Source organism: Streptococcus halichoeri, assembly GCF_019774635.1.
GTDB classification, from domain to species: domain Bacteria; phylum Bacillota; class Bacilli; order Lactobacillales; family Streptococcaceae; genus Streptococcus; species Streptococcus halichoeri.
In genome coordinates this window covers 418,569-443,601 of the sequence record NZ_CP081502.1, presented here as the reverse complement: position 1 = coordinate 443,601, position 25,033 = coordinate 418,569, and the positions used below count along the sequence as shown (strand labels likewise).

The window sequence follows — 25,033 nt, the reverse complement described above, 5'->3', positions numbered from 1 at the left end:
GCTCGTCCATTAACGTCCGGGATATTTAATGGTGGAACCATTCATATGTTTCACACGCGCCGCTATTTCCTTGTGACGGCCATGAACCATTGGACGCGCCTGAGGGTTGCCTAAATAGCCACAGGTCCGCTTAACCACATCCACGGTCTTAGGGTCACTGTTGCCACAGTTTGGACACATAAAACCCCGTTCAGTTGGCGTAAAATCGCCCTCGTAGTAGCATTGATAGCACTTATCAATGGGGGTATTGGTGCCCAGGTAGCCTACACGATCATAGGCATAATCCCAGACAGCCTCCAAAGCTTTAGGGTTTTGCTGCAAGACAGGGTATTCACAATAATGAATAAAGCCGCCCGATGCACCAGCCTCTGGATAGACCTTTTCAAAGTCTAACTTTTCAAAAGGTGTTGGGTTCTTACGTACATCATAGTGGAAAGAGTTGGTATAATACTCTTTATCTGTAATGTTTTCCACAATACCAAATTTCTCAGTGTCCAACCGACAAAAGCGATCGGTCAGACTCTCAGACGGCGTTGAATACACTGAAAAATGGTAGTCATATTCGGTAGACCATTCCTCACAAGCTTTTTTCATCGCTTTAACAATGGCTACCGTGAAGTCCTTTGCTTCTGTATTGCCTTCCCAGTCTCCCCCATAAAAGACAGAGGCGACCTCATATAGGCCAATATAGCCTAGTGAAACCGTTGCACGGCGATTCTTGAAAAGCTCATCGACATGACCATTCTTAGAAAGCCGCTTACCAAATGCTCCATATTGATACAAGATAGGCGCATTAGCCGGTGTCGCTTCCTTGACACGTTCAACACGATAAACTAAGGCATCCTTAGCAATTGCTAGCCGTTCAAAGAAGAGCTGCCAGAACTTGTCCATGTCACCGTTTGATTCCATCGCCACACGGGGTAGATTCATCGTAACAACTCCTAAATTCATCCGCCCTGACGTAACATCTTGCCCGTTTTCGTCCTTCCAGCCTTGCAAGAAGGAACGACAGCCCATAGGAGCCTTGAAAGAGCCAGTTAAATCAATGATCTTATCATAGGAGAGCACATCTGGATACATGCGCTTGGTTGCACACTCCAAGGCTAATTGCTTAATATCGTAGTTAGGCGAGCCCTCTTCCAGATTAAGCCCACGTTTTAAGGTAAAAATTAATTTTGGGAAAATAGCCGTCCGATGCTCGCTCCCAAGACCCTTGAGCCGAATCTCTAAAATAGCTTTTTGGATTTCCCTCTCAAACCAGGAAGTCCCCAAACCAAAACCTAAAGAAGTAAAAGGTGTTTGCCCATTTGAAGTAAACAAGGTATTAATCTCATACTCCAGGGACTGCATAGCATCATAAATATCTTTTTTGGTTTTTTCCAAGGCATATTGCTCGCGCTGATCCTCTGCCACCCAACGCTTGGCATCCTTCATGTGCTTAGCGTAGTTTAACTCCGCATAGGGTGCCAAAAACTCATCAATACGATCGGCAGTACAGCCACCATACTGGCTAGAAGCGACATTAGCAATGATTTGTGAGATCTGAGCTGTCGCTGTCTGAATGGACTTAGGACTCTCCACCTCAGCATTGCCGATCTTAAAGCCCTTGCTTAACATACCCTTAAAGTCAATCAAGCAACAATTGGTCATTGGGGTATAAGGACTATAATCCAAGTCATGATAGTGAATATCCCCTTTTTGGTGCGCATTAGCCACATGGGGCGGCAACATTTTTAGACCAATTGACTTACCCACAATCCCAGCAGTTAAATCACGTTGGGTATTAAAGACATCACTATCTTTGTTAGCATTTTCATTAACCACCGTCTGATCCTTATTTAGCAATTTATCAATGGTAAAATTAATGTCAGTTGCTTGCGAACGGGCAAAGTCACGCTTAGTACGGTAATGAATATATTCTTGTGCAATCGCGTATTCATTAGCTGCTAGCAGCTCATGCTCAACAATATTTTGAATTTCGTAAATTTTGACATTTGTGGGAAAACGTTCACTAATCTCTGCTACCACACGCTCTGAAATCGCTTCTAACTTTGCTTCGACCAATGGTGACATCCGTGTCACCTTGCTGCTGGCCTTCAAAAGCGCACTGTAGATTTTGCGAGTATCAAAATCAACGTGGCGACCATCGCGCTTAATTACTTTTATTTCAGGTTGCTCAACTTGCTTAAGAGTTTCTTGGGTCATTCTTATTCTCCTTACTGACATATTATATCACTCAACCAGAAAAAATCAATATATTGTGGTAAATATAATTTATTACCACAATATATTGATTTTATTAGACTTTATAAACTGAAATGCTCATTTTTTCTGATATAAATGAAAGTGTTTGCTAGAATCCTTGCGAACTTTTCGATAATTTGTTTTTAATACCTTACCTATTTTAGCAGGAAGCGGAAGCTTTTGATTAACGACAATGTAGCGAGCCCTGTTTTGGAGCAATTCATCCACCAAGAGTTGCTTATTAGCTTTAGTAGATAAATTCACCAGTGGCGTTGGAAAATGCGATGCGGATTTCATCTGCGTTTCTTGGTAAATGCGAGCAGAAGTATCCCAAACATAGAGCTGATCAGTGATACTACCATTCTTTAAGAGGTATTGGCTAATCGCATGGCGTTCCTTGTGAACTGGCAAATCACGCACATAGCCAATGAGCGGCCAAGCCACCAGAAGCAAAATCGTTACTAAAGGCAGATAGAAGTGTCGCTGCAGGTAAATGAACCTAATCAACCAAGAAGCACTATGATTCTTTGAGCGATGGTGCGTTGTCCGTTGGGTATATTTGTTAAAACGCTGATTAACCGGAATTGCTGTTAAAATAAGTGCAAAAGGTAGCATCGCTAGCAAAGGATAGGTAAGATACTCCCTTGCAAATAAAGCCAGAAAAAGATAGCCAAACGCCACAATTACCATCAACCATTTGACCCAAGAATCGTCTTCTTCCTTACGGTGTTCCAGAAAGTAACCAAGCCCTGTAAAGAGCCCTAAGCCACCAGCCACCACCAGTTGTAGCAAGAAACCAAGCAGTAGCGGGTGAACTCCTGAGCCTGGAGTCGTTAATGAATAGAGAAAAGCTTGGTTAAGATAAGGTTTTAAGAGTTGCAGACTTAAAATAAAATAGCCAGCAGTATAACATACAAGTAAGAAGCCAAAGACAGCTGCCAAGAATTGATAGAAGCCGCGAGCCAAATGCCTTTTTTGATAGTTATAACTCATAACCACCACAAGGCTCACCAGCCCAAACACCAGACTACGTGGTTCCAAGAGCATGGCTAGAGCACAAGCGCAGCCAAAGAAAATAAAGGCTTCATCCTTAGTCAACTGGGCAAAATACTTTGTTAAAAACCAAAGGCCAGCCAACAAGAAGGGCATCGCAAACTGGATGGGATAAAGCCCACCAAAGCCTAAGCCGAACGAGCCTAAAAAATAAAAAACAGTGAAAACGGAGGCTACTTTTTGATTAGACGTAAAATAGGCTACCAGTTTATAAAAATAAATGCCCGCACCGTAAAAGAAAAGGGTCTGCCAAGCTATCAACCAAAAAGAAGAGCCCCAGGCATAACTAATCGCTATTAACAAGAAATAAAGGATACCACCCGTGGAAAAAATATCGCTATAAGGTAACTGGCCCCGTAGCAACAGCTGACCAATATACAAATATTGCGATTGCAAACTATTGGACAAATCTGCCAAAAAAGGATTAGCCACTGTTAAAAAGCTGGCCAAGAAACTTAAAATTAGAATCTGCAGCTTATGTAAATGGGGCACCTTGGTCTCATACTTGGTCGTATGTAGTGTGGAACCATTATAGGCAATAGTTGTTGGGGGTTGATACTGTAATGCATCAGGTCTGTGATTCACTGTTTTCTCCTTGAATAATCTTACAACAAGTATATCAAAAACTGACATTTAGTCAATTTCTCCCCGTTTTCGACCTTAGCCTCCTTCACTAGCAAAAAAGGGTCTAAACAGCCTGTGCCTTTTGCCAGGCTCTTTGTTGAGCCAATCGCCCTTACCATGCTAAAAAACAAAAAAATAGCCAAGCTGGCTATTCCTTACTCTTCGTCTAAAAAGCTATTAAAGACTTCTTCAATCATATCCCACTCTGCATCGGAGTCTTCAGGGATGGGTTGAAGGTCACCTTCTGTTCCATCCTCATTTTCAATAAATGAATAGGCCTGAATTTCAATCTCACCTGACTCGTCTTCTTCTGAACCAGCTGGGACTAACAAAACATAATTCTTACCAAATTCTTCCCGGCCATCGATGGTCAACAAAATTTCAAAGAGGGTCTCATTGCCCTGCTCATCAACAAGCGTGATAACATCGTGTTCATGATTATGATCATGGTCGTGCGTATGTGCCATATGCTTCTCCTTAAAAAGATCTATCTAAATAATTTTGTAATATCAGCTGAGCAGCTAACTTATCAATAACTTTTTTGCGTTTCTGTCGGCTAATATCAGCCTGTTCAACTAACATTCGCTCTGCCTGAACTGTAGTTAAACGCTCATCTTGATACACAACCGGTAGATGAAATAATGCTTCAAGTTTATCCCCGTAAGCTCTGCTGGCTTCCACGCGCGGTCCACAAGTATTATTCATATTTTTGGGCAAACCAATCACAAATTTTTCCACTTGGTATTGCTTTACCAGGTCACCAATTTGCTCAAAACCAAAACTATTTTTTTCTTCATCAATAGCAATAATTTCCAATCCCTGAGCGGTAAAACCCAAAGGATCACTAATGGCAACACCAACTGTCTTTGAGCCGACATCAAGCCCCATTATTCTCATTTTACGTTGATTCCATTTCCTTGTAGATAATAACGGACCAGCTCTTCTACTATCTCATCACGTTCGTACTTGCGAATCTGGTTTCGCGCATCATTGTATCTAGGTACATAAGCAGGGTCACCACTTAATACATACCCTACAATTTGATTGATCGGGTTGTAACCTTTTTCTTCAAGAGATTGGTAAACAGCCGTTAAAGTTTCACTGATTTCTTTTTTTTCACCATCATCTAATCTAAAACGAACTGTTTCATCTGTAAATCCCATACTTACACCTTCTTTCTAACATTAAGTACCATGTTATATTATAGCCTATTTTTTAGGAATTAACAAGAAATCTAATTAAAGGTCACTAAAAAGGAGTGCCAGGAAAACTTGAGACTTATTTCAAGCTCCGCAGACCACTCCTCATCAAAAACAAATAGCCACTAATTGCAACCGGAAAAAGCTTTTCAAACGTGTTTCATGATAGGCTCACACTTACTAAGACTGCCAACAAGTCAGCTTCTACCTAAAACAGCTTACAGGGCTGCACGCAAACGTGCCTGAGTATTTTCAATATTACGAATCGAACGAGGTAAGAAGGCGCGAATGTCATCTTCTTTGTAGCCAACCTGAAGACGTTTATCATCAATTAAGATCGGGCTCTTTAAAATCCGAGGATTATCTTGAATTAAATCCACCACTTCACTGACACTTAACTCATCAATATTACAGTTCAAGGCCTTAGCATAGCGATTTTTTGAAGAGACAATGCTCTCAACACCATTTTCTGTTTTGGATAAAATAGCTAAAATTTCCTCTTTTGTGAGCTGTTCTTTTCCTAAATTTTGTTCTTTATAAGCTAATTTATGACCATTAAGCCATGTCTTTGCTTTTTTACAACTGGTACAACTTGAAATAGTATAGATCTTAATCATGTCGTTAGTTCTCACTTTCTATCTCGTGATACTGTCATTGTAACATAGACAGAATTGGAGAAGTATCGGTCTTTGGACCTATTTTTTCAAATAGGGTTAGGCAAATATTGGCTATTAAGACCTTATAATCCTTGATTTAGAGGGATTGCTGAGCATTTTGCAATCAAAGCTCTGCTATAACAAGCACACGTCCTTGGCTGCACAGCTGTACGACTTGGCCCTTTGAACAGTATCATAAACATTGCAACTAGCAATAAACTGGCAATGTCCTCGTTAGCAAGAACAGCAAAAAACAAAGAGTAAGCTATAAGGGACACTATGCTCTCAGTTTTTAAAAGAAACTCAGGAACACATGCTAAGGTCAACCTCCGACTTCAAAAATGGCTAGGAGGAAGACCTTTACATATACATATGAAGGCCCCTTTTTCTGAGCCCTAAACAACACAAAAAAATGAATGGAACATAGCCGCTGCCCTTAGGGACCGACTATCTTCATTCATTTTACTTGGGTAAACAACGAAACATTGAGCGGCTCTCCTATTGTTAATCTAAATGAACTTCATAAACTTCACTTCTAATCCCAGCAAGGAACCACCGCTCGCCGCTTAATTTTAATCTACTCACTAAAAGCTTGATTGCCACAGAGTGCTATTCTTCGATTTCAATGGAGTCATCAAAGTCTAGCACCAATTCAGCTGCTGTTTCTTCAGGAACAGCAGCTGCCTCACTAGGCGTTTGATCATCGTCAATTAGACCTGCTTTGACACGGACTTTACGATCAATCTCATCAAAAACCTCAGGATGATCTGCTAAATAACGTTTTGCATTCTCCGAACCTTGACCAATCTTTTCACCATTGTAAGAGAACCATGCGCCAGCTTTTTGGATAATATCCATATCAGAAGCTATTTTGATGAGTTCACCTGTACGCGAGATGCCTTCTCCGTACATGATTTCCACTTCTGCCACCTTAAACGGAGGTGCTACCTTGTTCTTTACAACTTTAATCTTTGTTTCTTTACCAATATTGCTATCTTTTTGGTCACCGGTTCCCTTAATCTGAGTATTACCACGGACATCTAGGCGCACAGATGCGTAGAACTTAAGCGCGCGACCACCTGGCGTTGTTTCCGGGTTACCAAACATAACCCCAACTTTTTCACGTAACTGGTTGATAAAAATAGCAATAGTCTTTGTCTTGTTAATAGAAGCAGACAATTTGCGCATAGCTTGACTCATCATCCGAGCTTGCAAACCGACATGACTATCACCAATATCGCCGTCAATTTCGGCCCGGGGAACCAGCGCAGCAACTGAGTCCACTACCACCAAATCAACGGCACCAGAATCAATCAGCTTGCCAGCTATTTCTAAGCCCTGTTCACCAGAATCGGGTTGAGACAGTAGCAACTCATCAATATTAACTCCTAAAGCAGCAGCATAAGCTGGGTCCAAGGCGTGCTCAGCATCAATAAAAGCAGCAATGCCTCCTTCTTTTTGAGCTTGAGCGACGGCATGCAAAGCGACTGTTGTCTTCCCAGAAGATTCCGGTCCATAGATCTCAATAATCCGGCCCTTAGGGTAGCCGCCTGCTCCAAGCGCCATATCTAGTGCTAAACTCCCTGAGCTCATTACCTGAACTTTTTGTTCGGCACGCTCTCCTAGGCGCATCACGGCACCTTTACCAAAATCTTTTTCAATGTTTTTTAGGGCATCATCTAGTGCCTTGCGACGTTCATCGCCAAATTTTTTACTGATTTCTTCAGCTTTTTTTCCTTTTTTTGCCACTCTTTTCTCCTCATATCACTACCTTTGACTAAAAAACAGATCGGCTATTTTTTAGGTCACAATCAATCTATTATATCAAACTGTCCTCACTTAATAAAGCATTTCGGACCATGTTAAAGGCGTGTAGTGTTGCTATATATCTTACCTCATTTCGGCTTTTTCCGCCAATTAAAAACTTATTGACCACTACATCGTCTTGACTAGCAACAGCAATGAAAACTGTACCAGCAGGCTGACCTTCTAGCATAGATGGACCAGCTACCCCTGTTAGAGCAACACTCAAATCGGCACCAACTTGCCGTTTTGCGCCTAGAGCCATTTGCTCAGAAGTATAGGCGCTAACCACGCCATGCTCTTTGAGATCTGGTAACGAAAGCTTTAGCATGTTTGCCTTTTCTTCAATACTGTAGGTGACAAAGCCACCTTTAAACACCTCTGATGCGCCCGAAAACTCCGCCAATTTTGCTTGAAAGAGACCAGCAGTTAAGCTCTCCGCCGCTGTAATTGTCTTATCTTTTTTCTTTAAGAGGCGAAACGTCTCTGCTGCTAAACTATTGTCTTCTCCATAACCATATAAAAAATCACTCAAAGGTAAGCCATCTAAACTCTTACGAGCTAATATGCGTCTTTCCAGATCAGCCAAGCGGCGTTGCGCCTGCACTTCACTGCTTGCCTTTGTGGACAAGCGTAGAGTGACCTCACCAATCTTGGCATAGGGGGCAAGCGTTGGGTCAGTTTGCCCCTCTATTAAATCCGCTAAAACAGTAACCAGTTGGCTCTCCCCTATACCAAAAAAACGTAGCACTTTGGAATAAAGGCGCGACTGATCCTTGCTTAGTAAAGGAATAAGATGGTGGTTCACCATGGGTTTCAATTCACTTGGTGGACCAGGTAAGACCACATAAGTCACCTGATCAAGCTCTAAAAAGCCACCAATAGCTAGACCTGTGTCATTTTGCAAAGGGATAGCCCCTTTGATTAATTGGGCTTGACGTTCATTATTAGGGGTTCTATGGTGCTTAGGCCGTTGAGCAAAAAAGTCATCTAATTTCTGATGGGCTTGCTTGTCCACTACTAAAGGACGCTGCAAATAAGCTGCAAGAGTTTGTTTCGTCAAATCATCCTCGGTTGGACCTAACCCTCCACATAAAATAACTAAATCACTCCGCTTACTGGCCAGGTCAATAACCTGCAATAAGCGTTCTTGGTTATCACCGACAGCTGTTTGAAAATAGACATCTATACCTAATTCAGCCATCTTTTCAGAAAGAAATTGACTATTAGTATTCACAATTTGTCCTGTTAAGATTTCCGTACCAACTGCAATCAGTTCAGCTTTCATCCTGTCACCTACTTTATTATTCGAATTTTACATCCTTATTTTAACAAAAAGTCAATTCTTTTCCCAAGAATTGACCAGTAAAGTGAGAAAGCCAAAGCCCCTCCTATTAACGAAAATCACAATCTACCTCGTGGTCATTAACAAAGCCTGCTGCCTCTAAAAAAGCGTAAACCGTTGTTGGTCCGACAAAAGCAAAACCTCGCTTTTTCAAATCTTTAGCTAATTGCTGTGAGAGTTGTGTTTGAGCGGGAACAGGGTGTTGCGCATCAACACGATTCATTATGACTTCACCACCGACAAACTCCCAGAGATAGTTTGCAAAACTGCCCCTTTCTTGTTGAATGATCCGCACCGCTTTGGCGTTGGTAATAGTGGCTTGTAGCTTTTGCTTATGGCGGATAATCTGTGGATTCTCTAAAGCGTTAGCCAAGTCCTGCGCTCCCATTTGCCCCACACTGGCAATCTCATAGTTATGAAACACCTGACGAAAGGCTTGCCGTTTTTTCAAAACCGTCGCCCAAGATAGACCCGCCTGATAGGTCTCTAAACACAACAGCTCAAATAAAGCACGATCATCTGTCAAGGGCTTGCCCCACTCCAAGTCATGATAAGCTTCATATTGGTGATTGCCTTTTGGTACCCAGGAACATCGCTTCATCGTTTTTGCCACCTAAGCTTTCATCAGCATCTTGAGGGCTGATTTTATGTACTGCTCAGCCGTCTGCGTTTCCGTTCCCGCAAAGAACGTCCGTATTTTCTTGAGCTCATTTGCTTTATAGCCCAGCGCTAAGAGGGCTTCCATCGCCTCATCCAGATTGTGATTGTCTGATTGCTGGGCTGCTTTAGCTTGCGCTTCGTTTTCTGTCAAGTCTGTAAACTTACCAGCCAAGTCGAGAATCATCTGCTGGGCCGTTTTCTTACCAATCTTAGGAAACTTCATCAAGTATTTAATGTCACTATTGTCAATTGCGGCCACCAAGCCCTCATTATCATCAACGGCCACTATTGCTAACGCTGTCGTTGGTCCAATCCCAGAGACAGAGATTAAGTTTAAAAAGACAGCCTTTTCATCTTCCGTATGAAAGCCAAATAGTAAATGGGCATCTTCACGGATGACTTGGTGCAAATAAACTGTCACGTCTTGGTTGACACTATTTGTAAAACTATAGGGATTGGCTACATAGATAATATAGCCCAGGCCCCTCGCTTCAACAACAATATATTTGGCAGTGATCTTGGTCAATTGTCCTTTAATATAATCAAACATGTTTTGTTCCCTCTTGTTTCATCTGAGCAGCCTTGACAATGGTTGACATACCTGTAAAGGCAATTGCAATAAAAAGCAGCTGTACTCCCAATCTCCCTCCAAAATGACTAATGGATACTAATAAACCAGCAAGGATAGACCCAATGGGATTAGCCATTGAGACAAATCCTGTATAAGAACCAATTTTTTCTTGATTCATCATTTCGGCACGTAACACCTGACTAGCTGGAACATTAATCATTTCTCCTAACGTAAAAATTAAAACGGCAATCCAAATTGGCAAAAGGTGATCAAAGGAAAAGGTTAAGAGCATGCCCAACGAAAAGATAGCTGAGCCAACGACGAGTTGTGGTAATAAAGACCACTTTTCTGTCAATTTATTAACCGAAGTCATAAAAACGACAATTAGTATCGTATTTGTAAACACCATAATAGAAAGCATCTTAGCACTACTAATCGTCTGACCAAAAAGGACCTGTGTGTGAAAATGGAGCTTTAAATGTACCGGAACATAGTTGTCCATTTGCATCCAAATCGAAGCAAACAAACTTGAACCCAGTGTGTACCAAATAAAGGACCGATCACTAAGGACCGAACGATAATTGGCAAAAGTTGCTAAAATTCCTGAGCCATGTTCAAAATGATGACTAGCTGGCTTAGTCTCTTGAAAGTACAGATAAGCAACGCCTAAGCAGATCAGTGAAACCACAAACAAGGCCAGCAATAATTCAAAGAAATACCGATCATAAAACAAACCAGCAAGACCTGCTCCAAACATGACTGCAATGTTAATAAACCAATAATTAAGAGTATAAACATAGCGACGATTGCTTGCATCAGTAAGGTCAATCAGCATGGCTTCATAAGCTGGCGCATAAAAGCTAGACGCAAATTCAACCAGTAAAATACCAATAAGCGTGAGACCAGGAAGGGTGTGCCCAGGATAATTCGCAAGGATGGTACAAAGCCAGCCGCCGGTTGCTCCAAAGGAGCCCACGATAATGACCCATTTGCGACCAATAGCATCTGACAAATGGCCACCATAGAGTGTCCCTAAAAACCCCACTAAACTGGTCAGCATCATGACGATTCCTGTCCAAAAGGTACCAAAATAGTGAGTATAATACATAGCCATAAACGGAAAGACACTACTACCTAAAGTAATGGTAACAAACCGAACCAGTTGCCGCAGTTTGATTTGTTTTGGTAATGCTAGAAATTCTCCCATAGTTACCTCTCTAATATTTGCCAAGCTCTCTTAGACTCGTATGATTTTCCTGTATCCGCCTAAACATCTTTTCCATATCTGAGTTGGTAAAATGAATCAAGACAGGGCGTCCATGTGGGCAATTATAAGGATTTTGGCACTGCGCTAGCTCTTGCAACAAACGCCTAGCAGAATAATCATCCAAAGTATGATTAGCTTTGATGGAACGCTTGCAAGACATCATAATGGCCAATTCAGCCCGGTAACGCTTCACAGAAACCTCATTTGTAAGCAACAACATATCACACATTTCATAGATGCCGGATTCAATTTCACTCTCTGCCATCCAAATCGGATGCTCCCTTAAAATAAAGGTATTATGCCCATAGGGTTCTAAAAAAATACCAACTTGTTCCAGCATAGCTTGCTTTTCTTGCAAATTAATAAAGTCAGCACCAGAAAATTCAAAGAGGTAAGGTACTAATAATTGCTGCAAGCTACTATCAACATCACCAATTTTCTCGCGATAGTATTCGTATTTAACCCGCTCTTGGGCAGCATGCTGATCAATGATAAAAAGGCCATCTTTGCCTTGTGCAAATAGGTAGGTCCCATGCATTTGGCCAAAGTAATCAATTTCCGGGAAAGTCGAGGCTTGTTCTTCTTCTAAACGATGCAAAAGGCGATCAATTTTCCCCTTACTTTCACCCTGTAAACTAGGGTGGTCACCATGGTCTGCATCGTCTGGTGCTAGGCGGCTAGCGTGCTTGATGCGCACTTGACCTTGGTCAACACTATGCTCTTCTCCCATATTAGGTAAGCTTGGTTCATAAGGCTCAGTGCTTTTTTCTGTGTGATTAACAGCATAAGCTGGCGATGATTGTTCCGTAACGGTTTGAGGTTGAAACAAGCTAGCAAAATCAAAGTTATCTCTTTCAGGGCTTGACGGCAGTGTAAAACTTGTTTGCTCGGGCTTATTTGATGACTTAATACTTGATTTGGCCAAATTTTCTAAAGCATCAGGAATTAAATCCTGCTCCCGTAAACTCTCAGCAATTGCTTGACTAATAAGCGCCATCAATTCCTTCTCTTTAGAGATCCGCACCTCTTGTTTAGTAGGGTGGACATTGACATCCGCTAAGTACGGATCAATCTTAATGGCAATGACCACAATGGGAAAACGGCCCACCATTAGCTTAGAACCATAGCCATCAAGAATGGCCCGATTAAGTAAGAAATTCTTGATGTAGCGGCCATTGACTAAGAGAGAAATATAATTGCGATTAGCCCTGGTCAATTCAGGTAAACTGATATAGCCACTGACTTCAAAGTCCAAATCAGTTTGTGAAATTGCAATCATCTTCTTAACTGTCTGTAAACCATAGATACCAGCAATTGCCTGGCGCAGATCCCCTGTTCCTTGCGTCTTTGTCATCTGCTTGCCATCACTTATCAAGGTAAAGGAAATCTCCGGATGCCCTAAACTAAGGCGGTTAACAATATCCACTATATGAGCCAGCTCAGCCTGTAGGCTTTTCATGTATTTCAAACGGGCTGGGGTATTAAAAAAGAGACTTTCAACAGTGACTTTAGTACCCACAGGTGTAGAACATGGTTCTAAGGTCTCAATCTTTCCGCCTTTAGCCACTAACCGGGCACCGTGCGATGAGGTTTTTGTTGCTGTTTCAATCGTCAGGTAACTGATGGAGGCAATAGAAGGTAAGGCCTCGCCCCGAAAACCTAACGTCCGAATGCGAAATAGGTCCGCTTGGTTTTTAATTTTACTGGTGGCGTGCCGAAGCAAGCTAAGGGGTAAGTCTTCTTCAGACATCCCAGAACCATTATCACTAATTTTTATTTTCTTTAAGCCAGATTCTTCAATTTCAATGCTAATTTGCGTGCTATTGGCGTCAATGGCGTTTTCTACCAATTCTTTGACAACACTACTTGGTCTTTCAACGACCTCACCAGCAGCAATTTGGTTGGCGAGAACTTCTGGCAATTCGGTTATTTTTGACATATCTTTTCCTCGCTTTTCATATTGTTTATTATAGCATAAAACACTAGTCACTTAGGTGTGTAACTAGTGTTTAGCAATTTAGAGCTTTTGTTTGAGTGAGATAAGGGCTGCCATTGCTTCTAATGGAGTCATGTTGAGTGGGTCTAACTGAGCTAGTTCTTGAACCAAGCTCTCTCTTACTGCTGATTCCTCTGTAAATAAAGAGAGCTGTTGGCTTGCTGGCTGTGCCTCTACCAGCGCAGAGTCTTCTGCTTCTGGATGTAAAATGGCATGTGATTGGCCCTCGAGATGACTCAAAATGGTATCAGCACGCTGCAACAAGGAAGCAGGCAGACCGGCAATCTTTGCGACATGAATCCCATAAGATTTATCGGCTGGTCCCTGACTGATCTTATGCAAGAAGGTCACGTCGCCGTCTTTTTCAAGGGTGGTAACATGGACGTTTTCTAGATGTTTGAGTTTTCTTGACAGCTCTGTCAACTCATGATAGTGAGTGGCAAAAAGAGTTTTTGCTCCCACATAATCATGGATGTATTCAATAATAGATTGCGCTAGGGCCATCCCGTCGTAAGTCGCGGTCCCACGGCCCAACTCGTCAAAGAGAATTAAGGAATGCTTACTTGCGCGCTGGATGGCATGATTAGCCTCCATCATTTCCACCATAAAAGTTGACTGGCCAGAGATAAGGTCATCTGCTGCACCAATCCGTGTAAAGATAGCGTCAAATATTGGCATTTTAACCTGATCAGCTGCTACATAGGATCCCATTTGCGCCATGATAACTGTCAAGGCTAGTTGACGCATATAAGTGGATTTACCACTCATATTAGGCCCTGTAATCAGTTGGATGGTCTTACCTGCTTGTAAATCAATGCTGTTAGGAATGTACTCTTGCGTCCCCATAACCTTTTCTACAACAGCATGACGCCCGTTTTCAACAATAATATCTCGTGTACTATTAAAAATTGGACGCACATAATGATTATTTTCAGCTACAGTTGCCAGACTTTGCAAAACGTCAATCGTTGCAATGGCCTTGGCCAAGGCTTGCAAGCGTCCAATATAAGCTTCCACTTGACTGCGAATACGCAAGAAAATATCATATTCTAGATTGGCCGATTCTTCTCGCGCCTCTAGCATCTGCCCTTCAATTTTGGCTAACTCAGTGGTGCCATAGCGCTCCGAATTTTTCAGCGTTGCTTTTCGAAAGAAATGTTCAGGTACTAAATCCAGGTGAGAGTTAGTGACATGGAAATAGTAACCATCTTTTCGATTATAGTCAATCTTGAGGTTGTTAATCCCTGATGCTTCGCGCTCTCTAGCTTCTAAATCTGCAATCCAGCTCGTCCCTTCTTTCATGACAAGCCTATAATGGTCCAGGCGCTCATCAAAGCCGGTCTTAATGATGTCCCCTTCGCTAATCGTTGCCGGAGCATCCGGGTTAATCGCCGAGCTCAACAAATGCGCCAACTCTGGCAAAGGATCCAAGTCCTTGACAAGCTTGTCAAGGTGTTTACTCCGAAAACTCTGTAAAATTGATTTTATCGTTGGAATCTTGCTAAGCGTCTGGGCAAGCTGTAAGAGATCTTTGGGATTAACCTTGCCAAACGAAACCCGGCTGGTCAAGCGTTCAATATCATAGACACCTTTTAAACTATCACTCAAATCCACCCGCTCAATAAAGGCATCTAAAAAGACTTGTATAATATTTTGCCGCTCAAGAATTTGCTCATGGTGAAGGAGGGGCCGGTCTATCCAAGCTTTGAGCAGACGCATCCCCATAGCTGTTTTAGTTTCATCTAACAGCCAGTATAGACTGCCATGCTTTTTGCCTGTTCGCGCATTCGCTACTAGATCAAGGCTGTTTTTCGTGGCATAAGACATCTGCAAGTAATCTTTTACCTCGTAATGCACCGCCTTTTGTAAATGGCTAAGCTCGCGCATTTGTGTTTTATGAACATAGCTTAACAAGCGTTTACTTGCTTGCACCTCAATTGTCGTTAAGGTATCCACAATTAAATCTGTTTCATCAATGAGGTCTGTTTCATAAGAAAGTAGCCACTGATATTGCTTTACACAGCGCTCCTTCTCTTCTGCTGACAGAGAAAACCCTAAAACAACTTCTTTGGCCTGCAGATTCAATATTTCACTGCAGACACTAGCAAAACTATCTAGATTAGTAACAAAAAATTCTCCTGTTGCCAAATCCATATAAGCTAAGCCATAATCTTGCCCCATAAAATCCACCGCAACTAAGAAATTATTAGCAGTGTTTGGTATGGCAGAATCCACCACCGTTCCTGGGGTAATCACTTGGACAACTTCGCGTTTGACAACACCGACAGCTTGTTTTGGATCTTCCATCTGCTCGGCAATGGCCACTTTATGGCCCATTTCCACTAAAATATCAATGTATTGCTGGGCTGAATGATGGGGTACTCCCGCCATTGGAATAGGATTCTCAGCATTTTTATTGCGGCTGGTTAGTCCTATTTCTAAAATTTGCGCTGCCTTGACAGCATCATCATAAAATAATTCGTAAAAGTCTCCCATCCTAAAGAGTAAAAAGGCATCGGGATAATTTTCTTTGATTGCCAAATACTGTTGCATTCCAGGAGAGATCGTCGTTTTTGTCATGTCAAAACTCCTTATTTAACTCTTCTTCAATCATCTGTGTGATATGGTGTAACAAGTCACTGGCATCTTGCATTTTAGCACGGTAAGCTTCGACAAGAGGGTGCTAATCTAGTTCTCTTGCCAGCGACTGGGCTCTTTGTAAGGACTGCTCAGCAGCAAGATCTTTTGCAATATGAGTGAAGATGATCCCATCTTGTTGCTTCACCTTCATCTCATAAGCTTTCTTTGACAGAGCTGGTAGTTGATCCAGTTCTTGCTTGGCCGCATGATAAGCAAGAATACTTGGATGCTGCTTTAGCCTTGTGATTAAGTGTGCTAAAGCTAGCTCATAGTCACTCATAGGCCCGCCGCCAAATCTTGCTCATATTGCCTCGCAATAGCTTCATTACGGCAAATAATGAGCAGGGTGTCTGCGCCAGCAATTGTACCCAAAATATCCTCAATGCCATCATTATCAATCAGATTGGCCAAAACATCTGCCTCACCAAGGTTGGTATGTAAAACCAGCATAAAGCCTGCTCGATTAACGCTCAAGATATAAAAACGAACATCCGGACTAAAAGGTGTGGTCATTGGCTCAGCCAAACTATAATACAGCTTTCCCAGTTCATCTCTTAATTTTAGTAGACCTAATTCTCTTAGATCTCGTGATAAGGTAGCTTGGGTTACAAGCACCCCTTCTGCTTGCAGATGCTTTTTGATTTCTTCTTGGGTGCCAATGCGCTGTGCTTGAATGATGCGTTTGATATGCTGCTGCCGCTCGATTTTATTCATTATCTTTATCCCCGACTGTATAATTATCCTATTGGATTATATCAAAAAAATAGTATTTTAGCATTATTCTTCTATCTTTTTTTCAAAGCAAGGCTAGCTAAAGGTTGATTTAAAAACCTTATTTCTTGCTTTTTAGTTTTGCCTTTTACCTATCTCCTAAAAGAGCAGCCGCTGTTTTTCTCATTTCCCTTTGGACCAGATGATCTCCTTATTTTTAGTATATTTTTTCATTGGGCCACTCGTATTATTTCCATAGTTGTGTTAAAATGAGATGACAAACTATTTTAGGAGAAACAAGATGGATACTAAAACACTGATTGCAAGTGAAATAGCAAAAGTTGTTCCCGAGTTGGATCAAGAAGCTATTTTAAACTTGATTGAAAAGCCCAAAAATTCTGATATGGGAGACCTCGCCTTCCCTGCTTTTAGCCTGGCAAAAGTATTACGTAAAGCTCCTCAAATGATTGCTAGCGAGATAGCAGAAAAGATTGATGCTAGCTCATTTGAAAAAGTGGTGGCAACCGGTCCTTATGTCAACTTCTTCCTAGATAAAAAAGCTATCTCTAAAGATGTGCTACATGCCGTGCTTTCTACAAAGGCTGATTACGGACAACAACACATTGGCGATGGGCAAAACATCACACTAGACATGTCCAGCCCTAATATCGCTAAGCCCTTCTCTGTTGGTCACCTGCGCTCGACAGTTATTGGGGATGCCATTGCTAACCTTTACCAAAAATTGGGCTACACGCTCTTTCGTATCAATCACCTGGGTGACTGGGGCAAGCAGTTTGGTATGCTCATCGTTGCCTACAAGCTTTGGGGCGACCAAAAGGCCGTGGAAGCTGATCCTATCGCTGAACTCCTCAAATTATACGTGCGCATCAATGCTGAAGCTGAAGAAAAGCCTGAATTAGACGATGAAGCCCGCATGTGGTTCAAAAAACTAGAAGATGGTGACCAAGAAGCCTGGGACCTCTGGAAATGGTTCCGCGATGAGAGCCTTGTCGAATTCAATCGCATCTACGACAAACTCAATATTAGCTTTGACCATTATCACGGTGAGGCTTTCTACAATGACAAAATGGATGAAGGCCTTGCTATTCTTGAAGCCAAACATCTCTTGAAGGATTCCAAAGGGGCTAAGATTGTTGACCTCGAAAAATATGATTTACCACCTGCTTTGATTAAAAAATCTGACGGTGCTACGCTCTATATTACCCGTGATATGGCCACAGCCATGTACCGGCAAAAAACCTTTCATTTTGTGAAAAATATCTATGTGGTTGGTCAAGAACAATCCAACCACTTCAAGCAACTCAAAGCTGTGCTAAAAGAAATGGGCTTTGACTGGTCAGACGACATGATTCATGTGTCCTTTGGTCTTGTTACTAAAAATAAGAAAAAATTATCAACCCGTAAAGGCAACATCATTCTTTTAGAACCTACACTTGATGAAGCGGTATCGCGCGCGCTATCCCAAATTGAAGCTAAAAATCCCGAGCTCGCCAACAAAGAAGAGGTGGCTAAACAAGTCGGGATTGGTGCGATTAAATTCTACGATCTCAAGACTGACCGCGATAATGGCTATGACTTTGACTTAGAAGCCATGGTTTCCTTTGAAGGGGAGACTGGTCCTTACGTCCAATACGCTTACGCTCGGATTCAGTCCATTCTTCGCAAAGCTCAGTTCTCGCCTGATAGCAGCGCTAGCTATTCTCTAAATGATGCTGAAAGCTGGGAAATTATCAAGTTGCTACAAGATTTTGCTCGCCATATCGAGCGTGCGGCTGAGAAGTACGACCCTTCAATCATTGCAAAATATGCAATTCAATTGGCTCAGGCCTTTAACAAATACTATGCACATACGCGCATTCTTGAGGAAGATCCTGAACGCCAAAGCCGCCTTGCACTGTCTTATGCGACCGGTGTGGTCTTAAAGGAAGCACTTCGCCTGCTTGGTGTAGAAGCACCAGAAAAAATGTAACCTCAGTGAAGTCAAAATCCGACAGATTGAAGAAAAGGGCGATTCGGTCACTTTTCTTCAATCTTTTTTGGTGTAACATACAAAACCCCTAGCAGTGCTTGTAAATGTAGCATAGCTAGGGGTTTTATCACGAATAATCTCTTTGTTACGATTAGACTGGCTTATCATAATTTTTGCGGCGAATCTTGAAATCCGAACTGATAACCTCATCCACATCCACAATGGAAATAAAGGCATCTGGATCTAAGTCCGCCAAAATTCGTTTCACATCTCGTACCTCATTGGGACTGAGCGTAACATACATGACATTATATTCATTACCAGAGTAGGCGCCCTCGCCCTTAAGGAAGGTGACCCCTCGGTTGATTTCGGTGAGAATAGCTTGCGCAGCCGCCCGAGAATGCTTGGTTATGATAATCATGCCCCGAATCGTATAACCGCCATTTTGCACCACTGTTAACACTTGACTAAAAACAAAACTGGCAACCAAGGTATAAAGCATATGCTTTAAATCAACATAGGACAAGGAAGCAAACAAAACAATAGCATCAATAAAAAGAAGCGTTTGTCCTAATTTCAAACCACATTTTTCTTCGGCAATACGGCCAATAATATCTGTTCCTCCTGTAGTTGCCCCATAGCGAAAGACAATGCCACTCCCAATTCCGGCACAAAGTCCAGCCATCACCCCGACCAACATCATATCATCTTGCAAACCAAGCTGCAAAGGAACTTTTTGCCATAGCCACATGAAAACAGAAACCATCAAGGTGCCATAGATGGTCATGACTAGCGGCCGACGGCCAAGGACACGTGCGCCAATGATAAATAAGGGAATATTTAAAATCAAGGAAGAATAAGCCGGATTGATGCCCAGCAGCGCGTGAATAATCAAGGTTATCCCTGCTACACCACCTTCGGCCAAGTGATTTGCCATATTAAAATTAACAAAACCAAAAGCATAAATCGCAACCCCTAAGGTAATTAAGCATAGGTCTCTAAATTTAGAAACAATTCCTTCAATCGTCATTGGTTCACTCCTTATCTTATTTTCATAAAAAACTAGTTGCCTCATAAAAGACAAACTAGTTTATTTTTTTCGTTTTTTCTGCTTAGGAACAAAATAGTCAGGCTGGTTGAATTCATCCACATCAAAAATAGAAATAAAAGCCTGAGGATCAACCGTATTAATCAACTGGCGGACATCGCGCACATCACGCCGGCTAAGAGCAACGTAAATTACTTTTTTTACATTGCCCGAGTAGGCGCCCTCACCATTTAAATAAGTAACCCCCAAACCGAGCTGACGCATAATAAAATCTGCTATCAAGTCTGCCTGATCCGAAATAATAATGGTTCCACGGACAGTATAGCCACCATTTTGCACCAAATGAACAATCTGCCCATACATGAAGCTCGCGATTAGTGCATACATCATCTGTGGAAGGGAAATATAAGTCAAGGAAATAACCATGACAAACAGATCAATTCCTAGCAAGGCCTGATTGAGTTGTAAGCCAAAACGATTTTCAATAAATTTGGCAATAATATCCGCTCCGCCTATCGTACCACCATGACGAAAAACCAGACCGCCACCTAAGCCACCTAAAATCCCGGCCATAAGTGAAACTACCAAGTTATCATGATCTAAATCAATTGCCAAAGGGAACTGTTGAAAAACCCAAACAAATAAATACATGGCTATAATTCCAATTACAGTATACATGGTTGAGCGTTTCCCAAAGAAGCGACTACCTAAAAAAACAAGTGGCAAGTTAATGAGATAACCAGTAATGGTCGGATTGATATTAAACAAGGCCTTACCTACCAAGGTCAGACCAGCCAAGCCATTGGCAGCAATCTTATTAGCCATGTAAAAATAGACAAAAGCAAAGGCATAGACCGCAGAGCCTAACACAATTAACCCCATGCTTTTCAGGTTTAAGGTTTTACCAGTCTGCATTAAGCTCCCTTCTACAACTAGTCATCTTCAATAAATTTTCCAATTATCCGCACATTTTCAGCAATAGAGACAAAGGCCTTTGGATCAACCTTCATCATCAAAGCTTTAAAATCATTATATTCCTCATGAGTCAAAATTGTAATAAGGATAAATTTTTCATGATGGTTGTAAGTGCCTTCTGCATTATTAATACAGGTAACACCTCGATTGAGACGATGATGAATTGCCGAAATAACTTTCTCAGGAACTTCAGTCACAATCATAGCCTGCATCTTCTTTTGCTTAGTGAAAATGGCATCTGTCACACGACTCGAAACAAAGATAGAAACCATTGAATAAAGAGCATACTGCCAGCCAAAAAGAATGCCAGCAAAAACCAAAATTAAGCCATTCACCACAAAAGAAATACTACCAACATCCCGGCCTGTTTTTTGCCTAAGGGTCAAACTGACAATGTCGGTACCCCCACTTGAAATGCGTGATTTCAAGCCAAGACCAATCCCTAGTCCCATGACCAAACCGCCAAAAATGGCATTAATCAATGGGTCTTGGGTCAACGTTACTGCTGGCATGATCTGAATAAAAAGCGAGCTCATCGTAACAGTGATGAAGGTAAAAATAGTAAACTTATGGCCAATACGATACCAAGCAAGCAGCATTAAGGGAATATTAATCACATAGTAAGCCAGGGCAACCGGTATCATAAATCCTCCCAAATGCTTACTCAACGCTGAGATGACTTGGGCAAGTCCTGTTGCCCCACTAGCATAGACGTGGCCAGGCTGAAAGAAAAAGTTGACCGCAATACTGGATAATATCCCATATAGTAAAGAAGCAGAAATTTTTTCGGCATATTTTTCTTTAGAAATACTTCGTAAAGCATGAAGTAAACCAATCTTTTTTGCCCCACGACTAATGACATATTTAACTTGCTTATTGATTGGTGTTTTTTTATAGTGTCTAACTTGCTTATTCATGACTTTCTATTTGGAGACTAAGTTCCTCCAATTGGGCTTTTGAAACAGGGCTAGGTGCTTGTGTCATTGGATCACTAGCTTTATTATTTTTAGGAAAGGCAATCACTTCGCGGATATTATCTTTACCAGCTAAAAGCATGACGAATCGATCAAGACCAATGGCCAGGCCACCATGAGGTGGGAAACCATAATCCATTGCTTCAAGCAAGAAGCCAAATTGTTCTTTAGCAGCCTCAGCTGTAAATCCAAGAGCCTCAAACATCTGCTCTTGCATCGCTTTTTGATTAATCCGTAGGCTACCACCACCAAGTTCATAACCATTCAAAACAATATCATAAGCAACCGCACGAACCTTGGCTAAATCACCTCCAAGATCCTGGGCAGTTTCTTTTGTTGGCAAGGTGAAGGGATGATGGGCAGCCATATAGCGGCCTTCTTCCTCAGACCATTCAAACATTGGCCAATCAACCACCCAGAGGAAGTTGAACAGCCCCTGATCAATTAAATCAAGCTCTTTAGCAATCCGACTGCGAAGAGCCCCAAGAGCTTCGTTAGCAATTTCCAAGCGGTCAGCCACAAATAATACCAAATCATTGTTTTCAAGCTGTAAAGCATCTGTCAAGTAAAGTTCAATACTTGTCAAGAATTTAGCAACGGGTCCTGAAAGGCTACCATCACTATATTTAGCCCAAGCTAATCCTTTAGCTCCATACTGTTTCGCAACTTCAGTTAAGTTATCAATGGCTTTGCGAGAATAATGATCTGCCTTATTTTTAACCACAATTGCTTTTACAGCAGGAGCTTCTGAGAACACTTTAAAGTCAACTTTCTTGACAATTTCTGTCAAGTCATGTAAAAGCATTGCATAGCGGGTATCTGGTTTATCTGAGCCATAGTAATTCATAGCATCATCATACGCCATCCGTGGGAAAGGCAGCGTTACTTCAATTCCCTTAGTTTCTTTCATAACACGGGCAATCATACCCTCTACAATATCTTGAATTTCTTGCTCGCTCAAAAAAGAGGTTTCTAAGTCAACTTGTGTAAACTCAGGTTGACGATCTCCACGCAAATCTTCGTCCCGGAAGCATTTCACAATCTGGTAATAGCGATCAAAACCCGCATTCATCAGCAATTGCTTAGTAATCTGTGGACTTTGGGGCAGTGCATAGAAATGACCTTGACTCACCCGACTTGGAACCAAATAGTCACGCGCCCCTTCAGGAGTTGATTTCGTCAACATAGGTGTCTCAACATCAATAAAGGCTAACTCATCTAAATAGTTACGAATAGAATGGGTGATTTGCGCCCGTAGTTTGAAATTTTCAAACATCTCAGGCCGCCGTAAATCAAGATAACGATAACGCATACGTGTGTCGTCATTAGCTTCAATACCATCTTTAATTTCAAACGGTGTTGTCTTTGACGTGTTGAGAACAATCAAACTTTCTACTTTCAGTTCCACTGTTCCCGTTGACAAGTGCTCATTGGCCTGTTCGCGTGGAGCAACCTTACCACTCACTTCAATGACAAATTCGCTGCGCAGGCTCTCAGCGACCCTCATCACTTCAGGAGTTACTTCTTCTGGATTAATAACAAGTTGCATGATACCTTCGCGATCTCGTAGGTCAATAAAAATAAGTCCACCTAAATCACGCCGACGGCCAACCCAGCCTTTTAAGGTCAGTTCTTGTCCGATATGCTCTTTGCGCACACGTCCTGCATACATACTTCGTTTCATTCCTGATCTCCAATACATTTTAGTTCCTACTCATTATAACAAAAAGCCCTTAAAAACCCCACCCATTTAGGTAGAGTTTTTCGGAATGTTTAATGAAAGCAAATCTTCATCTCTTATGAGGACTAAAGCAGGTCAACTATCAACACTAGCCTAAGCCTAGCTGCTTCAACTATCCAGCACAGCCATTTAAAAAAGCCCCAAAAAGGAGCTTTATGCAGGACTTAAGCCAATTTTGCTAAAACACTTGCAAAATTTGACTTTAAGTCATCAAATGACACCTGGATTTCCTCACGTGTTTGATTATTGCGAATAGAGACCCGACCAGCCGCAACCTCGCTGTCACCAATAGTCATAATTGTCTTAGCATTAAAGGCATCAGCTGATTTAAATTGCGCTTTAATTTTTCGTCCAAGATAATCACGTTCTGCTTTAAAGCCTTGGCGACGAATAGCTTGGACCAATTCCAATGCTGCAAAGTTAGCCTCATCACCCAAAACAGCAATATAAGTGTCCAATTGATCCTCAATTGGCAATGTAATCTTCAATTTATCAATAATCATCAATAGACGCTCTAAACCAAGCCCAAAACCAAAGGCAGGCGTTTCTGGCCCATCAAAATAAGTGACCAAACCATCGTAGCGTCCACCACCACAGACCGTCAACTCTGAGCCATCAATCTCAGTCATAACTTCAAAAATCGTATGATTATAGTAGTCAAGCCCTCGCACCATATTGGTATCAATAGTATAAGCTATTCCCAGTGCATCAAGCAACTGCTTCACTGCAGCAAAATGAGCCTGACTCTCCTCATCCAGATAATCTAAAATAGACGGCGCGTGCTTTACAGCTTCTTTATCAGCAGCTTCTTTAGAATCCAAAACACGCAGTGGATTTTCTTCTAAACGCCGCTGACTGTCCTTGGACAATTGGTCACGCAAGGGGGTTAGATAGTCAATCAAGGCCTGACGATAGGCTGCACGACTCTGTGGATTGCCCAAACTATTAATCGCTAACTTTAAGTGATCAATCCCTAATGCCTCAAAGAAATCATAGGCCATAGCAATGGTTTCAACATCAGTAGTTGGATTAGCTGAGCCAAAGCATTCTACACCCACTTGGTGGAATTGACGCAGCCGCCCCGCCTGAGGTCGTTCATAACGAAACATGGGTTCAATGTAGTACAACTTAAGTGGTTTTTGTACCTCTGGAGCAAATAGCTTATTTTCCACATAGGAGCGAACTACCGGTGCCGTGCCTTCCGGACGCAAGGTGATATGCCGACCTCCCTTGTCCGCAAAATCATACATTTCCTTGGAGACAATGTCCGTTGTATCTCCAACCGAACGGCTGATGACCTCATAATGCTCAAACATCGGCGTGCGAATTTCCCCATAATGGTATTTTTTAAAAGTTTCACGTGCAACCTGCTCAACATATTGCCACTTAGCAGCATCTGCCGGCAAAATATCTTGTGTTCCCTTTGGTTTTTGAAGTTTCATCCCTTAGATACACAGAAAGTCCCCAAAATGGGCTAACTTTCGTCCTTTCTATTAACGTTTAACCTCCCTTATTTTACCACAAAACTTTCTATTA

General features: G+C 41.9%; 21 protein-coding genes. 1 reads left to right on the top strand and 20 read right to left on the bottom strand.

Annotated features, from left to right (window positions below; genetic code table 11):
* Nucleotides 1-9 precede the first annotated feature (9 nt).
* The 15 genes from nrdD to argR form a co-directional block, all read right to left on the bottom strand.
* Nucleotides 10-2,205, bottom strand: a complete 2,196-nt coding sequence (gene nrdD / locus K5J94_RS02315) for an anaerobic ribonucleoside-triphosphate reductase (protein ID WP_221913372.1) — start codon at nucleotides 2,203-2,205, stop codon at nucleotides 10-12.
* A gap of 117 nt (nucleotides 2,206-2,322) precedes the next feature.
* Nucleotides 2,323-3,882, bottom strand: coding sequence for a DUF2079 domain-containing protein (locus K5J94_RS02310; RefSeq protein WP_221913370.1), 1,560 nt, complete (start codon nucleotides 3,880-3,882; stop codon nucleotides 2,323-2,325).
* Between the two features lie 194 nt (nucleotides 3,883-4,076).
* Nucleotides 4,077-4,388 (bottom strand): DUF1292 domain-containing protein, encoded by a 312-nt coding sequence (locus K5J94_RS02305; RefSeq protein ID WP_159546224.1) that lies wholly within the window; start codon nucleotides 4,386-4,388, stop codon nucleotides 4,077-4,079.
* A 10-nt stretch (nucleotides 4,389-4,398) separates the two neighbouring features.
* Nucleotides 4,399-4,818, bottom strand: coding sequence for a Holliday junction resolvase RuvX (gene ruvX, locus K5J94_RS02300; RefSeq protein WP_159546222.1), 420 nt, complete (start codon nucleotides 4,816-4,818; stop codon nucleotides 4,399-4,401).
* Nucleotides 4,815-5,084 (bottom strand): IreB family regulatory phosphoprotein, encoded by a 270-nt coding sequence (locus K5J94_RS02295; protein ID WP_159546220.1) that lies wholly within the window; start codon nucleotides 5,082-5,084, stop codon nucleotides 4,815-4,817. Before K5J94_RS02295 ends, ruvX begins: the two co-directional genes overlap by 4 nt.
* Nucleotides 5,085-5,338: 254 nt before the next feature.
* On the bottom strand, nucleotides 5,339-5,737 hold the full coding sequence (spx, locus tag K5J94_RS02290; protein WP_159545866.1) for a transcriptional regulator Spx: 399 nt from the start codon (nucleotides 5,735-5,737) through the stop codon (nucleotides 5,339-5,341).
* Nucleotides 5,738-6,385: 648 nt separating this feature from the next.
* Nucleotides 6,386-7,525, bottom strand: coding sequence for a recombinase RecA (recA, locus tag K5J94_RS02285; RefSeq protein ID WP_221913368.1), 1,140 nt, complete (start codon nucleotides 7,523-7,525; stop codon nucleotides 6,386-6,388).
* Nucleotides 7,526-7,595: 70 nt separating this feature from the next.
* Complete coding sequence (locus tag K5J94_RS02280) at nucleotides 7,596-8,867, bottom strand: competence/damage-inducible protein A (protein ID WP_221913366.1); 1,272 nt, start codon at nucleotides 8,865-8,867, stop codon at nucleotides 7,596-7,598.
* Between the two features lie 106 nt (nucleotides 8,868-8,973).
* A complete protein-coding gene (locus K5J94_RS02275; protein ID WP_159563868.1) occupies nucleotides 8,974-9,525 on the bottom strand; it encodes a DNA-3-methyladenine glycosylase I in 552 nt (183 codons plus the stop codon).
* 12 nt (nucleotides 9,526-9,537) lie between these two features.
* Entirely contained in the window at nucleotides 9,538-10,134 is a 597-nt protein-coding gene (gene ruvA / locus K5J94_RS02270; RefSeq protein ID WP_159563867.1) for a Holliday junction branch migration protein RuvA, read from the bottom strand.
* Nucleotides 10,127-11,362, bottom strand: coding sequence for an MDR family MFS transporter (locus tag K5J94_RS02265; protein ID WP_221913364.1), 1,236 nt, complete (start codon nucleotides 11,360-11,362; stop codon nucleotides 10,127-10,129). Before K5J94_RS02265 ends, ruvA begins: the two co-directional genes overlap by 8 nt.
* 10 nt (nucleotides 11,363-11,372) lie before the next feature.
* Nucleotides 11,373-13,361 (bottom strand): DNA mismatch repair endonuclease MutL, encoded by a 1,989-nt coding sequence (mutL, locus tag K5J94_RS02260; RefSeq protein ID WP_159548324.1) that lies wholly within the window; start codon nucleotides 13,359-13,361, stop codon nucleotides 11,373-11,375.
* Between the two features lie 78 nt (nucleotides 13,362-13,439).
* On the bottom strand, nucleotides 13,440-15,998 hold the full coding sequence (gene mutS, locus K5J94_RS02255; RefSeq protein WP_221913362.1) for a DNA mismatch repair protein MutS: 2,559 nt from the start codon (nucleotides 15,996-15,998) through the stop codon (nucleotides 13,440-13,442).
* Between the two features lie 103 nt (nucleotides 15,999-16,101).
* The gene (locus K5J94_RS02250) at nucleotides 16,102-16,338 is read right to left on the bottom strand and encodes a hypothetical protein (protein ID WP_231700367.1); all 237 of its coding nucleotides are present in this window, start codon (nucleotides 16,336-16,338) and stop codon (nucleotides 16,102-16,104) included.
* Nucleotides 16,335-16,772, bottom strand: coding sequence for an arginine repressor (argR, locus tag K5J94_RS02245; protein WP_159548318.1), 438 nt, complete (start codon nucleotides 16,770-16,772; stop codon nucleotides 16,335-16,337). Before argR ends, K5J94_RS02250 begins: the two co-directional genes overlap by 4 nt.
* Nucleotides 16,773-17,070: 298 nt before the next feature.
* On the opposite strand from argR, the gene argS reads away from it, so the two are divergent.
* Nucleotides 17,071-18,759, top strand: a complete 1,689-nt coding sequence (gene argS, locus K5J94_RS02240) for an arginine--tRNA ligase (RefSeq protein ID WP_159545848.1) — start codon at nucleotides 17,071-17,073, stop codon at nucleotides 18,757-18,759.
* 151 nt (nucleotides 18,760-18,910) lie between these two features.
* On the opposite strand, the gene K5J94_RS02235 is transcribed toward argS, so the two are convergent.
* The 5 genes from K5J94_RS02235 to hisS form a co-directional block, all read right to left on the bottom strand.
* A complete protein-coding gene (locus K5J94_RS02235; protein WP_159583544.1) occupies nucleotides 18,911-19,789 on the bottom strand; it encodes a YitT family protein in 879 nt (292 codons plus the stop codon).
* Nucleotides 19,790-19,849: 60 nt separating this feature from the next.
* Nucleotides 19,850-20,722, bottom strand: a complete 873-nt coding sequence (locus tag K5J94_RS02230) for a YitT family protein (RefSeq protein ID WP_221913360.1) — start codon at nucleotides 20,720-20,722, stop codon at nucleotides 19,850-19,852.
* 17 nt (nucleotides 20,723-20,739) lie between these two features.
* A complete protein-coding gene (locus tag K5J94_RS02225; RefSeq protein ID WP_159545842.1) occupies nucleotides 20,740-21,699 on the bottom strand; it encodes a YitT family protein in 960 nt (319 codons plus the stop codon).
* Nucleotides 21,692-23,440 (bottom strand): aspartate--tRNA ligase, encoded by a 1,749-nt coding sequence (gene aspS / locus K5J94_RS02220; protein ID WP_159794985.1) that lies wholly within the window; start codon nucleotides 23,438-23,440, stop codon nucleotides 21,692-21,694. Before aspS ends, K5J94_RS02225 begins: the two co-directional genes overlap by 8 nt.
* A gap of 221 nt (nucleotides 23,441-23,661) precedes the next feature.
* A complete protein-coding gene (gene hisS / locus K5J94_RS02215) occupies nucleotides 23,662-24,939 on the bottom strand; it encodes a histidine--tRNA ligase (RefSeq protein ID WP_221913358.1) in 1,278 nt (425 codons plus the stop codon).
* Nucleotides 24,940-25,033 lie beyond the last annotated feature (94 nt).